We start from the raw sequence: 14,167 nt of genomic DNA, 5'->3' as shown, positions 1-14,167 counted from the left end.
TACTGATCTTGACGGAGCCGGTGCGCAGCACGAGGAAGCCCCGGGCCGAGGGGCCCGGGGCTTGTGTGTGCCGCGCTGTACGAGTCCGTGCTCCGCCGTCCGCGGGGCCCGAGGCGTCAGCCGCGCGAGGCGAGCATGTCTCCCATGGCTGCGATCACGGACGGCTCGACCCGGTAGTAGACCCAGGTGCCGCGTCGTTCGGAGGTGAGCAGGCCCGCGTCCTTGAGCTTCTTCAGGTGGTGGGAGACGGTCGGCTGGGAGACCCCGACGTCCGAGATGTCGCAGACGCACGCCTCGCCGCCCTCGTGGGACGCGACCAGTGAGAACAGTCGCAGCCGGACCGGATCGCCGAGCGCCTTGAACATCGCGGCCGTGCGTACGGCCTCCTCGGCGGTCAGCGGGCGCTCCGACAGGGGCGGGCAGCAGGGCTCGGCCTGCGACTCCAGCAGCGGCAACACCTTCGTATTCGACATGCGTCTATGTTGACACATGTCGAACCAAGGGGGCTGCCCGTGGCGGGAAACCGTGCTGCAGACTGGCACGGCCCTGCGGAACACGCGCAACGTCGCAGAGGCGGGCAGAGGAGAGGTGAACCGTTGCTTGACTTCATCGGGCTGGCCGAAGGCGAGGAGGCGGCCTATCGCATGCTCGTGCAGCGGGGGCCGGCGTCCTGGTCCGCCGTCGCGGACCACCTGCGCCTGGGCGAACGGGAGGCGGCCCGGCTGCTGAGCCGTCTGGAGTCCCGGGGGATGGTCACCCCCGTGGCGGACGCCCCGGGGCGCTACGCCGCGGCACCGCCGCCGCTCGCGTTCGGCGGGGCGCTCGCCGAACGCAGACACGCGCTGCAGGAGGCCGAGGCGGAGGTGGCCGCGCTCGCCGAGGACTACCGGCGGCTGTCGGCCGGGCCGGGGCGGTCCGACGTCGTGGAGGTACTCACCGGCGCCGGCCCCATCAGGCACCGCTTCGAGCAGTTGCAGCGGGGTGCGACGCACGAGCTGCAGGTGCTGGTCACGGCCGAACCGATGGCCGTGCGCGGCGAGGAGCACCAGGCGGAGGAGCAGGCGACCGCCCGGGGGGTGAACTATCGGGTGGTGATCGAGGAATCCGTGCTGGAGCAGCCGTCCACCCTGGTGGAGCTGTCCTCGGCGCTCGACCGGGCCCAGCAGGTACGGGTCGTGGAACGGGTTCCCACCAAACTCGTGGTGGCGGACCGGTCGATCGCCCTGTTGCCGTTGCAGTCGACGGCCGAAGCCGAGGCGTCGGCCGAAGCGGCTGCCCTGGTGGTGCATGCCGGCGGGCTGGTCGAAGCGCTGGTCGGGCTCTTCGAGGGCGTCTGGGTGACGGCTCGGCCGCTGCTGATGTCGTCCACGGGCGAGGTGGTGGAGGAACCGCAGACCGAAGGACCGGACGAGACCGACCTCCTGATCCTCTCCCTGATGCTGACCGGACTGACCGACCGCAAGGTGGCCGCCCGGCTGGATGTGTCGCTGCGCACCATGCAGCGGCGGGTACAGCGGCTGGCGGAACTGTCCGGGGTCACGACCCGGATGCAACTGGGATGGCACGCGTACGAGCAGGGCTGGGTGAAGCGCTGAACGCACGGCGGTCGGCCGCGGCCCTGGGGAGGGGCTGCGGCCGGCCGCCGTGCGCGGTGGGGGTCAGCGCAGGCCGACGGCCCGGATGATCTCCTGGCTGACGCCGAGTCCGCCGTCCGCCTCGGCGGAAGCCTTCAGCGAGACGAAACCGCCCGCCTTGCTCTTCGGCGGCAGCAGCGCCGCCTTCCAGGTACCTGCCGCGGTGCGGAGCAACGTGACCGGCTTCCAGGTCGCGCCGTCGTCGTAGGAGACCGACAGGGCCGCCGTGTTCGCCGTCACCCGCGAGGGCAGCCACTCCTGGGTTCCGGAGGAGAGCGTCAGGACGACCGGCAGGCCGGCCCTGACGTCACCGGCCAGGTCGGTGTCGATTCCGTAGTCGAGCTGCAGCAGCCGCACGTCCTCCCGGCTTCCCGGCGTGCCCGCGGGGATCGCCTTCGAGTCGAACTCCCACTCGGTGTGGGTGCGGGTCGACGTGTGCCACAACGACGCGTCGCGGGAGGCGTCCATGACCAGCGTGTACGGAAGCTCCTCCGCCGGCTGCCTGGTGGCCCTGACCGCCCGGCCGGCCGACTGCGCGGCCTGCACGCCGTCGCGGTACAGGACGGTCTTGAACTCACCGTCACCGATGCCGGAGGTTCCGGCCGGGCCGCTGTCCGTCCAGGGCTCGACGGCCAGGGACAGGGTGTTGTTGGCGTCGCGGTACGGTCCGGCGAACGCGGTGCCCATGCGGGGTCGCTGCACCGGTCCGAACCAGTTCCGGTCGTAGGACCGGCCTGCCTGGACGTCGGCCAGGGGGCCGTACATCTCCAAGGACGCCGGGCTCAGCATCTGGTGCTGGTCCGTCCACTTGTACCCGTCACCGAGCGGGGACACCCACTCGGTGCGCTTCCCCGGGTACTCCTCGTACTGCGCGAAACCGACCCCCGGTCCGTAGGCCGGAATGTCGTAGCGGTAGCCGCCGCCCTGCGCGTCGCGGTCGCCGTGGAAGGTGTTGACCACCTTGGCGAGATCGCGGTCGGCGTCCGGGGCGTAGACCAGTGGACGATCCGGGACGGTGCCCTGGTAACGGGACACCAGGTCGTACAGGTAGTCCGCAGTGGCGTCCACGTCGAGGGAGAGGGCGCCGTGCTCGGCGATGTGGTCGAGCAGTGCGGCCCGCTCCGCCTTGCGGACGCCTGCCACCGGCAAGGCCGCGGGGGACGTCGACGTGCCGTAGGTCTCGCTCGGCCGGCCGATGCCGTCGTTGACGACGATCAGGGCCTTCGCCCCGGCCGCCGCGGCGTTCGCCGCCCGCTCCCGCGGGGGCACCTCCGCAGAACGGTCGATGACGACGATCCTGCCCCTGACGTCCTTGCCCGCGTAGTCGTCCACCGCGCCGACGCCCGCGTACACGGCGCGCGCGGTGAACTTGTCGGTGGTCCTGGGACTGCCGCTCTGGGTCAGCGCGTCGAGCGTCCCGCCGTCGGTGCGGACACGGAAGCCGGGCTCGGTCTGCCGCCAGCGCGTCAGGTAGCTGAAATCACCCTCGGTGACCGGCTCGGTCGGGCTGACCCACAGTTCGTCACCGTAGATCGGCAGCGTGGTGGTCTTGCGCATCACTCTGCCGTTGGGGGCGGTCCTCGCCATGTCGTAGCGCCACTGCGAGGTCTCGGCCGCCTTCGGGGTGCGCACTTCGACCTTGCGGGCCTTGCTCGCGTCCAGCACGATCGTCGCCGGACCGTCCGTGACCTTGGTCTCCGGGTCGACGAGGAACGCCGTCGCGTGCGCGTCCGGTGCCTCACCCTCGACCTGCAGGTGTGCCCACGCAACGTAGTCGGCCGGCGGTACGCGCAGGGTCAGTTCGCCGGTGACCATCGGCTCGACGACGTCCGTGCCGCCGAGCGCGCCCAGCGTCACGATGCCGGTCGCGGGCTTGCCGCTGCGGTCGCGCAGCTTGATGGTCACGTCGTACAGCTCGCGCTCCTTGTACAGCGCGAAGCCGGTGTGCGCCACGACCGCGCCGGTGGCGTGGTCCTTGGCGACGACCTGCCCGGAGAACGAGGTGTCCACGGCGACGGCGGCCGGGTCGAGGGCGAGTGTCGTCTGCGCCTTCCCGCCCGCCGGAACGGTTATCGCGCGGTCGGCCAGCGTGTACGCCTGGTCGGTGGTGTCCGTGGCCAGGTCGAGGGCGATGTCCTCGGTGCCGTTGTTGGTGTAGGTGACGGTCCTCGTCGTCGCCGGGTCGTCGGCGCTGTGCGGCCAGGTGTAGACCGCGGCGGCGACGGAACCGGTGGCCGTGAGTGTGCTGCCGACGGCCGCGGAGACGTCGACCCGCCCGGTGCCCATCGAGTACGGCGTGTCCGCAAGCTTCTTGGACGTGCTCATCAGCGCGTCCTTCACCTGCTCGCCCGTCCAGTCCGGGTGCTGCTGGTGCACGATCGCCGCGGCACCGGCCACATGCGGGGTGGCCATCGAGGTGCCGTCCATCGAGCGGTACATCCCGCCCGTCCAGCCCGGAACGGACTGCGAGGCGGCGGCGACGATGTCCACGCCCGGTGCGGAGATGTCGGGCTTCAGCGCATGGCTGCGCGTCAGCGGACCCTGGCTGGAGAAGGACGCACGGGTGTCGGACTTGTCGACCGCGGCGACGGTCAGCGCCTTCTCGGCGGAGCCGGGGGCGGTGACGGAACCCTCGGCGCCCGCGTTGCCCGCGGCGATCACGTACAGCGGACCGCCGTTCGCGGACAGCGCGTCGACGGCGAGGGACATCGGGTCGGAGCCACTGTCGCCGTAGGGGGTGCCGAGGCTCATGCTGACGACGTCGGCGCCCTGGTCCTTGGCCCACTCCATCGCCTCGATGATGCCGGAGTCGGCGCCGGAGCCGTTGTTCCCCAGCACCTTGCCGATCAGCAGGTCGGCGGCCGGGGCGACACCCTTGTACGCACCGCCCGAGGCCGCGCCGGAGCCGGCGATGGTGGAGGCCACATGGGTGCCGTGGCCGTTGCCGTCCTCCACCTCCTCACCCGGTACGAAGCTCTTGGCGACGGTGACGCGGTCCTTGACGTCCGGGTGGTCGAGGTCGATGCCGGTGTCCAGCACGGCGACCTTGACGCCCTTGCCGTCGAAGCCCTTCGCCCATGCCTCCGGCGCCCCGATCTGCGGCACGGAGTCCCTCAGGGCGGCCTCGACCCTGCCGTCGAGCCACAGCCCGGTGATCCCGCCTTCGAGGGCGCGGTCCTCGGCGGAGCCCGCGACTGACTTCCAGAAGGACCGCCGTTCGCCCTTGTCCGCCGTGAGCGCGGCGCCGCCGATGCTCTCCAGGCGCCTGGTGACCCTGCTGCCCCGGGGCGCGGACGGCTGCGAGCGGGCCGTCTTCGCGTCGTACGTGGCGATCACCGGCAGCCGGCCGCCGGTGCGGGCGTCGTCGTACCCCATCTCGACCAGGTCGGTGACGTTGAACAGCCGGCGGTCCACCTTCCCGGCGGAGATCAGCGGCTGTGCGTCGAGCGGGACGGCGAAGACGTCGTCGCCGAACTGCTCGACCGACACCTGGGCGTCGGGGGCGGTGGTGACGAGGTCACGGGTTCCGGGGCCGTCGGTGAACGTCACGACGTCGCCGGTGACCAGGGTGATCCGGTGGGTGGTGCTTTCGGCGGACCCGGACGAGGCTGCCGGCTGTGCGGCGGCCGGTGCGGCGGTGGCGGGGCCCAGCGGCAGGAGCAGGCCGCCGGCCAGTGCGACGGCGGTCGCGGCCAACAGGGCCCGGCGCCGGGTGCTGGGGGATGTTGCCGTGCCATCGGCTGGAGGAGAAGCAGGAATCATGCCGAGCATCCTGCGCGACGCCCACCGGCCCGGACACGAGGCTTTGATGGCGACCTCTCGCCATGGCACAGGTCGCCAGGGCCGGGGCGAGCACGGAGGTGGTGTTTTGCCCCGATGCTGGGTGAATTACGCCTCGATGCAGTTCAGTTGGCCGACGGGCCGAAACCCCACCCAGCCCCCGGGGAGCCCCAGGTCAGGGCCACACCAGGCAGTACGCCTGGTGGCCCGCGTCGTGCAGGCGGTGGGAGAAGTCCTGCCACTCGTGGAGCAGCTGGTAGACGTTGAACGCGTCGCGGGGGCCGCCGCGGTCCGGGACCGTGGACCAGATGAAGGCTGCCGCTCCGACCGATTCCTCGCCGACGTCGCGCAGGGGGTCGACGACCGTCATCGGGAGCTTGACCACCGCGTAGTCGGGGTGCAGGACGACCAGTTCGAGCGGGGGGACCTTGTGCAGGGGTATGCCCTGTATGCCGGTGAGGACCATGGCGGCCACCGTCTCCGGCTTGATCTTGGTGAACATGCCACCCATGCCCAGCTCGTCGCCGCCGAGCTCCTCGGGGCGCATCGAAATGGGCACACGGGCTGCCGTGGCCCCGTCGGGGGCCCCGAAGTACTTGTAGGTCACCCCCACGCGGCCACTGCTCCTGCTCCCGGGACTCCTGGCATTGCCTGCCTGAGTGCCCTGTATGCGCTCGGCCTCGCGCCGGTGCCGCCCTCGCCGGGCAGGCTCGGGCCCCAGGTCGTCGGTCCCTTCGCCCACTCCGCCACCGCGATGCATATCTCATCCACCCGACTACTTCTTAGGAGACACAGCCCCCGCTGCGCAACCCGATCATCGTGTCAGTGACCTCCCCCACGGGCGTGCGGTGAAACACCTGTCCGCAAGACCGTCCGTGCCTCTGACACCATGGCATGTGTGAGCTTTCCCTAATGTCGCCCCAGTTTCGCAGACGCGAGGGGGCCGACGCCCTTTCGTGATACGAGGAGAGTGCGCTCCTTGCTCACCGTTGGCCAGGACTTCCGGCCCGGCCTCCCGACCCCCGAATCGCAGATCAGGACCAAAGTGGCGTATTCATACGAAGCCCCAGTTTCGCAGTCGCTGTTCGACCGTGCGTCCGTTGTGACGCCCGGCGGCGTGAACTCTCCCGTACGAGCCTTCCGGGCCGTGGGCGGTACGCCCAGGTTCATGGTGTCCGGTACCGGTCCGTACCTCACCGATGCCGACGGTCGTGAGTATGTCGACCTCGTGTGCTCGTGGGGGCCGATGATTCTCGGCCATTCCCACCCCGAGGTCATCGCGGCCGTCCAGGACGCCGTCGGGCGGGGCACCTCGTTCGGCACGCCCGGTGAGGGCGAGGTCGCGCTCGCCGAGGAGATCGTCGCCCGGATCGAGCCGGTGGAGCAGGTACGGCTGGTGTCGTCCGGCACCGAGGCGACCATGTCCGCGATCCGGCTGGCCCGCGGGTTCACCGGCCGCGCGAAGGTCGTGAAGTTCGCCGGCTGCTACCACGGGCACGTCGACGCGCTGCTGGCCGCCGCCGGCTCCGGCGTCGCCACCTTCGGTCTGCCCGACACCCCCGGGGTCACGGGCGCCCAGGCGGGCGACACGATCGTGCTGCCGTACAACGACCTGGAGGCCGTGCGGGCCGCGTTCGCCGCGCAGCCCGGGGAGATCGCCTGTGTGATCACCGAGGCGTCGCCCGGCAACATGGGCGTCGTACCGCCGCTGGACGGCTTCAACGCCGGGCTCAAGGAGATCTGCGCGGCGAACGGCGCGCTGTACATCTCCGACGAGGTCATGACCGGATTCCGGACCTCGAAGGCCGGCTGGTACGGCATCGACGGAGTCCGCCCCGACCTCATGACCTTCGGCAAGGTCATGGGCGGCGGCTTCCCGGCCGCGGCCTTCGGCGGGCGCGCCGACGTCATGGCGCACCTCGCCCCGGCCGGTCCCGTCTACCAGGCGGGCACGCTCTCCGGGAACCCGGTCGCGACCGCCGCCGGGCTCGCCCAGCTGCGCCTGCTGGACGACGCCGCGTACGCGAAGATCGACGCGGTCTCCGCGGAGCTCCGCGGACTGGTGGGCGAGGCGTTCACCAAGGAGGGCGTCGCGCACACGGTGTCGGCGGCGAGCAACATGTTCTCCGTGTTCTTCACCGACCAGCCGGTCCGCGACTACGAGGACGCGAAGAAGCAGGAAGCCTTCCGCTTCACCGCCTTCTTCCACTCGATGCTGGCGCAGGGTGTCTACCTGCCGCCGTCGGCCTTCGAGTCCTGGTTCGTCTCCACCGCCCACGACACGGCGGCCGTCGAGCGGATCGCCGCCGCCCTGCCGGCCGCGGCGCGGGCCGCCGCGGAGGCGACCGCATGAGCGAGAACGTGAAGCGTGACGACACCACCGTGGTGCACCTCGTGCGTCACGGCGAGGTGCACAACCCGGACGGCGTCCTCTACGGGCGGCGCTCCGGCTACCACCTCTCCGAGCTCGGCCGGCAGATGGCCGACCGGGTCGCGGAGCACCTGGAGAAGCGCGACATCACGCATGTCGTCGCCTCCCCGCTGGAGCGTGCCCAGGAGACGGCCGCGCCGGTCGCCGCCGCGCACAGCCTGGAGCTGGCCACGGACGACCGCCTGATCGAGGCGGCCAACGTCTTCGAGGGCAAGACCTTCGGGGTCGGCGACGGGGCCCTGCGCCGCCCGGAGAACTGGAAGCACCTCACCAATCCGTTCACCCCGTCCTGGGGCGAGCCGTACATCGAGCAGGTCGTACGGATGATGGGCGCCCTGGACGCGGCGCGCGACGCGGCCCGGGGTCACGAGGCGGTGTGCGTCAGCCACCAGCTGCCGATCTGGATCGTGCGGAGCTTCGTGGAGCGCCGCAGGCTGTGGCACGACCCGCGCAGGCGGCAGTGCACGCTGGCCTCGCTGACCAGCTTCACGTACGAGGGCGACAAGATCGTGTCGGTCGCGTACACGGAGCCGGCGCGGGATCTCGTACCGGCGCATCTGCTGGCCGGGGCCAAGCCCGTGAAGGGGAAGTCGAAGGCGTTCGGCGCGTAGGCCGGGCGTGGAGGTGGGCGGTGCCCGGTGCGTCCGGGTGCCGCCTCTCCGTTGCGGCCCCCATTGCGGTGTCGATCTTTATCGGTGTGCAGGTTCCGTAAGGGTCTGGTCTCGTAACGATATTTGTTCCGGTTCGCGGAACCCCCGTGTTGCATCGGTCATCTAAGCCTTCGTCGGTTTGTATGGCCTTGAGATGAACGACGCGGATGGGGACGATATGCGCGAGATCAGGCGAAGGGGCCTGCTGGGCGCCGGACTGGGAGCCGCGGCCGCAATCGGGATCACCGGGTGCGGAGCGTCCGGCAATAACGGGCCGAAGCCTGGCGAGAGCGCCAGGGGCGGCCGGGGCGGTGATGCCAACGGGCCGGGTGCCGGGGCCCCGAAGAAGAGCGTCAGGCTGATCGGTGACGGTTCGACCTCCGATACCGGAAAGCAGCCGAATCAGCCCTCCGCTCCCGTTCCTCTCGAACCCGGCCAGAAACCGCCGCAGTTCGTGATCTTTTCCTGGGACGGGGCGGGCGAGGTGGGCAACGGCCTCTTCCCGCGCTTTCTCGAACTGGCCAGGGAACACGACGCCGCAATGACCTTCTTCCTCTCCGGGATCTATCTGCTGCCCGAGTCGAAGAAGTCGCTGTACCGTCCGCCGAACAACCCCCGCGGCGCCTCCGACATCGGATATCTCACCGATGGCCACGTGAAGGAGACCCTGAGGTACGTCCGTGAGGCGTGGCTCGACGGCCACGAGATCGGCACCCACTTCAACGGCCACTTCTGCGGCGGTTCCGGCTCGGTCGCCAACTGGTCGCCCGCGCAATGGCACAGCGAGATCAATCAGGCGGTCTCCTTCGTCACCGAGTGGCGGACGAACACCGGCTGGGAAAACATTGAGCCGCTGCCGTTCGACTACCGGAAAGAACTGATCGGCGGACGCACTCCCTGTCTGCTCGGTCAGGACAATCTCCTGCCGACGGCCAGGAAGCTGGGATGGCGTTACGACGCCAGCTCACCCGGAGGCCGTCAGATGTGGCCGGAGAAGCGCGACGGAGTGTGGGATCTTCCCCTGCAGGGCATGCCGTTCCCCGGGCACTCCTTCGAAGTCCTCTCCATGGACTACAACATCCTCGCCAATCAGTCGCTGAATTCGACCAAGGGCATGCCGTCCCGCTATCCGGGCTGGCGCAAGCAGGCGGCCGGTGCCTATACGGACGGTTTCCTCCGCGCGTACGAGACGAATCGCGCGCCCTTCTACATCGGCAACCACTTCGAGGAGTGGAACGGCGGAATCTATATGGATGCCGTCGAAGAAGTGATCAAGCGCATTGCCGGTAAGCCGGACGTACGGCTGGTCTCCTTCCGGCAGTTCGTCGACTGGCTCGACGTTCAGGATCCGGCGGTGCTCGCGAAGCTCCGTACGCTTGACGTCGGTCAGTCGCCCGCAGGCGGCTGGAATACCTTCTTTAAACAGCCTTGACAAGGGGCTTTACGGGCAGTGAGGGGGGTGCGCAAGATCCCCGAAACCGCCATGCGAAACTTTTCACATGAGCTCTGGCCGCGCACCCCGACGCCGCTTCATCCTGCTCGCCGCCACCGCCGTGGCCGCGACACTGACCCTGTCCGCGTGCAGTGGGGACGGCAACAAGACCGGTGGCGGCGGCAATACGAACTTCGTGACCGGCACCGGCGGAATCTCGACCGTTGCCAAGGGTGAACGGACCGCGGCACCGAAGCTCGACGGCACCGCCCTGGACGGCAAGAGCCTCGACGTCGCCGACTACAAGGGCAAGGTCGTCGTACTGAACGTCTGGGGATCGTGGTGCGGCCCGTGCCGTGCCGAGGCCAAGCACTTCGCGAAGGTCTCGAAGGAGACCGCGGACCAGGGGGTCCAGTTCATCGGGATAAACACCCGGGACCCCCAGAAGGCCGCCGCGGTGAACTTCGAGAAGGACTTCGGCGTCACCTACCCGAGCTTCTTCGACCCGACCGGAAAGCTCATCCTGCGCTTCCCCAAGGGAACCCTGAACCCGGTGGCCATCCCGTCGACCGTGGTCATCGACCGGGACGGGAAGATCGCCGCCCGCACCCTGCAGGCCCTCGACGCGGAGAACCTGCGCAAGATGATCGACCCGCTGATCGCGGAGAAGTGATCCGGTGATCACCCTCGCCGCGTACAACGAGACCGTTCTCAGCGGGGCGCTCCTGGCGGCGCTGCCCATCGCCGTGCTCGGCGGGCTCGTCTCGTTCTTCTCGCCCTGCGTCCTGCCGCTCGTCCCCGGCTACCTCAGTTACGTCACAGGGGTCAGCGGCACGGATCTCGCCGACGCCCGGCGCGGCCGGGTCGTCGCCGGTGCTTCGCTCTTCGTGCTCGGCTTCACCGCCGTCTTCGTCTCCAGCGGCGCGCTCTTCGGCTTCTTCGGCGACCGGCTCCAGGAACACAGCGGGGTACTCAACAAGGTCCTCGGCGGCCTGATGATCCTCATGGGGATCTTCTTCATGGGGCTTCTACCGGGGGTGACCCAGCGCGAGTTCCGTATCCACAAGCGGCCGGTGGCCGGGCTGGCCGGCGCACCGCTGCTCGGTGCCCTGTTCGGGATCGGCTGGGCGCCCTGCATCGGCCCGACGCTCGCCTCCGTGCTGACGCTCTCGCTGGAACAGGGGACCGCCGGACGCGGGGCGATACTGACCGTCGCGTACTGTCTCGGACTCGGTGTCCCCTTCGTCCTGGCGGCGGTCGCCTTCCGCAAGGCACTCGGCGCGTTCGGCTGGGTCAAGCGCCACTACGCATGGGTCATGCGCATCGGCGGCGGCATGATGATCGCGACCGGAATCCTCCTGCTGACGGGCGTCTGGGACTCCCTCATGCAGGAGATGCAGGTCTGGTCCAACGGCTTCACTGTGGGGATCTGAGTCATGAGCAACACGAACACCACGGAAGAGCGCGAGCTCGACGCGGCCGGAGAACAGCTCTCCACCGCCCCGCGCGAGGAGTCCGCCGCCTCGGTGCCCGCGATGGGGGTCATCGGCTGGTCGCGCTGGTTCTGGCGGCAGCTCACCTCGATGCGGGTCGCGCTGATCCTGCTGTTCCTGCTGTCGCTCGGAGCGATCCCCGGCTCGCTGATCCCGCAGAACAGCGTGGACGAGCTGAAGGTGCGGACCTTCAAGGAAGCGCACACCACGGTCACGCCGATCTACGAGAAGCTCCAGCTGTTCGACGTCTACAGCTCGGTGTGGTTCTCCGCGATCTACATCCTGCTGTTCGTCTCCCTCATCGGCTGCATCGTCCCGCGCACCGGCCAGTTCGTCGGCCAGCTGCGCAGCCGCCCGCCGGCCGCCCCGAAGCGCCTCACCCGCCTCCCCGCGTACACGACGTGGCGCACCGAGGCCGAGCCCGAGCAGGTCCGCGAGGCCGCGGTCGCCATGCTCCGCAAGCGGCGCTTCCGCTCCCACGCGGTCGGTGACGCGGTGGCCGCCGAGAAGGGCTATCTGCGCGAGGCCGGGAACCTGATGTTCCACATCGCGCTGATCGTGATGCTGGTGGCTTTCGCCGCCGGACAGCTCTTCAAGTCCGAGGGCGGCAAGCTGATCGTCGAGGGCGACGGCTTCTCCAACACGCTCACCCAGTACGACGACTTCAAGTCGGGTTCGCTGTACGACACCGACTCCCTCGCCCCGTTCAGCTTCACCCTCGACGACTTCGTGGGCACGTACGCGAAGAGCGGCCCGCAGCGCGGCACCCCGCGCACCTTCGAGGCCCGTGTGACGTACGCGGAGGGCGCCGACGGCAAGCCGAAGAAGTCCGTCATCAAGGTCAACGAACCGCTGGTCGTCGACGGCACCAAGATCTATCTGATCTCGCACGGCTACGCCCCCGTCGTCTCGGTCAAGGACGGCAAGGGCAAGGAGATCTACCGGACCGCCGTCCCGCTGCTGCCCATCGACAACAACATCACCTCGACCGGTGCGATCAAGGTGATGGACGGCTACCGCGACAAGAACGGCGAGAAGACCCAGCTGGGCTTCGAGGCGTTCTTCGTCCCGACGTTCGCGGGCGCGGGCAAGGGCACGATGTTCTCGCAGTTCCCGGGCGCCGAGTTCCCGGTGCTCGCCCTGAACGGCTTCCACGGCAGCCTCGGCGTCGACTCGGGCCTGCCGCAGAACGTGTACCAGCTGGACTCCTCCAAGATGACGGAGTTCAAGGACGCCGGCGGCGAGAAGCTCAAGAAGCGGCTGCTCCCCGGCGAGACGATGGAACTGCCCGACGGGGCCGGCTCGATCACCTTCGAGAGCGTCGAGGAGTGGGCCAGCTTCCAGGTCTCGGAGCAGCCGGGCACCGGCTGGGCGCTCACCGGATCGATCGCCGCCATCGCCGGGCTCGCCGGGTCGCTGTTCATCCAGCGCCGCCGGGTGTGGGTCAGGGCGGTACGGGGAGCGGACGGCGTCACCGTCGTCGAGATGGCCGGTCTGGGCCGCAGCGAGTCCGCGAAACTCCCCGAGGAGCTGGCCGATCTCGCGGTCGAGCTCAACAGCGTGGCGCCCACCGCGCCCGATGCCACGAACGACCCGGAGACCGATCCCGGGTCCGGTCCCGAAGTACCTTCCGAAGAACCTGCCGAAGGGGCTGAGAAGTGAATCTCGCCGCCGCAACCAACGAGAACCTGGCGCACACCAGCAATGTGCTGATCTATTCGTCGATGGCCGTCTACACCCTGGCCTTCTTCGCGCACATCGCGGAGTGGGTGTTCGGCAGCCGCAGCAAGGTCGGCCGTACCGCCGCCGCGCTGGCCGGAGCCCCGGCGTCCTCGGCGCCCGCCGTGAAGGTGCAGGTCGCGCAGAAGGGCGGCGCCACCACCGTCCTGGAGCGCCCGAAGATCGTTACCCGTTCCGCCGCCGGGACCCGGGACGTCCCGGACGGCCCCGGAGCGGCCGGCGGCACCTTCAAGGGCGACCTGTGGGGGCGGATCGCGGTCTCCCTGACCGTCGTGGCCTTCCTCGTCGAGGCCGGCGGAGTCCTCACCCGCGCGCTGTCGGTGCAGCGTGCCCCCTGGGGCAACATGTACGAGTTCTCGATCACCTTCTCCACGGTGGCGGTCGGCGCGTACCTCGTCCTGCTCGCGCTGAAGAAGAACGTGCGCTGGATGGGCCTGATGCTCGTCACCACGGTCCTGCTGGACCTGGGCATCGCCACCACCACGCTCTACACCGACAGCGACCAGCTGGTCCCCGCGCTGGACTCCTACTGGCTGTGGATCCATGTCTCCACCGCCATCATCTGCGGCGCCGTCTTCTACCTCGGTGCGGTCGGCACGCTGCTCTACCTGTTCCGCGACAGCTACGAGAACAAGCTCGCGGGCGGCGGCAAGCCCGGCGCCTTCGCCCGGTCCGTCCTGGAGCGGCTGCCCTCGGCGGCGAGCCTGGACAAGTTCTCGTACCGCATCAACGCCGCGGTCTTCCCGCTGTGGACGTTCACGATCATCGCGGGCGCGATCTGGGCCGGCGACGCGTGGGGGCGCTACTGGGGCTGGGACCCGAAGGAGGTCTGGTCCTTCATCACGTGGGTCGCGTACGCCTGTTACCTGCACGCGCGGGCCACGGCCGGCTGGAAGGGCCGCAAGGCCGCCTATCTGGCACTGATCGCCTTCGGCTGCTGGCTGTTCAACTACTACGGCGTGAACATCTTCGTCACCGGCAAGCACTCGTACGCGGGCGTGTAGCCG

Annotated in this window: 11 protein-coding genes; 8 read left to right on the top strand and 3 right to left on the bottom strand. The window is 69.6% G+C overall.

Going from position 1 to position 14,167, the window contains the following annotated elements; all coding sequences use genetic code 11:
• Positions 1-116 precede the first annotated feature (116 nt).
• On the bottom strand, positions 117-473 hold the full coding sequence (locus tag OG230_RS15435) for an ArsR/SmtB family transcription factor (protein WP_328910791.1): 357 nt from the start codon (positions 471-473) through the stop codon (positions 117-119).
• A 123-nt stretch (positions 474-596) separates the two neighbouring features.
• Between OG230_RS15435 and OG230_RS15430 the strand changes: the two genes are divergently transcribed.
• On the top strand, positions 597-1,595 hold the full coding sequence (locus tag OG230_RS15430; RefSeq protein ID WP_328910790.1) for a TrmB family transcriptional regulator: 999 nt from the start codon (positions 597-599) through the stop codon (positions 1,593-1,595).
• Between the two features lie 63 nt (positions 1,596-1,658).
• Here the strand turns inward: OG230_RS15430 and OG230_RS15425 are convergent, their stop codons facing one another.
• Positions 1,659-5,396, bottom strand: a complete 3,738-nt coding sequence (locus tag OG230_RS15425) for a S8 family peptidase (protein ID WP_328910789.1) — start codon at positions 5,394-5,396, stop codon at positions 1,659-1,661.
• Between the two features lie 193 nt (positions 5,397-5,589).
• Positions 5,590-6,174 carry a hypothetical protein gene (locus tag OG230_RS15420; RefSeq protein WP_328910788.1) on the bottom strand — a complete coding sequence of 195 codons (585 nt, stop codon included), beginning with the start codon at positions 6,172-6,174 and terminating at the stop codon, positions 5,590-5,592.
• Between the two features lie 285 nt (positions 6,175-6,459).
• Between OG230_RS15420 and hemL the strand changes: the two genes are divergently transcribed.
• The 7 genes from hemL (at position 6,460) to ccsB (ending at position 14,164) form a co-directional block, all read left to right on the top strand.
• Positions 6,460-7,767 (top strand): glutamate-1-semialdehyde 2,1-aminomutase, encoded by a 1,308-nt coding sequence (gene hemL / locus OG230_RS15415; protein WP_328911411.1) that lies wholly within the window; start codon positions 6,460-6,462, stop codon positions 7,765-7,767.
• Positions 7,764-8,456, top strand: coding sequence for a histidine phosphatase family protein (locus tag OG230_RS15410; RefSeq protein WP_328910787.1), 693 nt, complete (start codon positions 7,764-7,766; stop codon positions 8,454-8,456). Before hemL ends, OG230_RS15410 begins: the two co-directional genes overlap by 4 nt.
• Positions 8,457-8,673: 217 nt before the next feature.
• Positions 8,674-9,927 (top strand): hypothetical protein, encoded by a 1,254-nt coding sequence (locus tag OG230_RS15405; RefSeq protein ID WP_328910786.1) that lies wholly within the window; start codon positions 8,674-8,676, stop codon positions 9,925-9,927.
• Between the two features lie 67 nt (positions 9,928-9,994).
• A complete protein-coding gene (locus OG230_RS15400; RefSeq protein WP_328910785.1) occupies positions 9,995-10,600 on the top strand; it encodes a TlpA family protein disulfide reductase in 606 nt (201 codons plus the stop codon).
• A 4-nt stretch (positions 10,601-10,604) separates the two neighbouring features.
• On the top strand, positions 10,605-11,360 hold the full coding sequence (locus OG230_RS15395) for a cytochrome c biogenesis CcdA family protein (protein WP_328910784.1): 756 nt from the start codon (positions 10,605-10,607) through the stop codon (positions 11,358-11,360).
• Positions 11,361-11,363: 3 nt separating this feature from the next.
• A complete protein-coding gene (resB, locus tag OG230_RS15390; RefSeq protein WP_328910783.1) occupies positions 11,364-13,082 on the top strand; it encodes a cytochrome c biogenesis protein ResB in 1,719 nt (572 codons plus the stop codon).
• On the top strand, positions 13,079-14,164 hold the full coding sequence (ccsB, locus tag OG230_RS15385) for a c-type cytochrome biogenesis protein CcsB (protein WP_328910782.1): 1,086 nt from the start codon (positions 13,079-13,081) through the stop codon (positions 14,162-14,164). Before resB ends, ccsB begins: the two co-directional genes overlap by 4 nt.
• Positions 14,165-14,167: the final 3 nt, after the last annotated feature.

Source organism: Streptomyces sp. NBC_00234, from assembly GCF_036195325.1.
Classification (GTDB): domain Bacteria; phylum Actinomycetota; class Actinomycetes; order Streptomycetales; family Streptomycetaceae; genus Streptomyces.
This window is presented reverse-complemented; position numbering and strand designations above follow the sequence as displayed.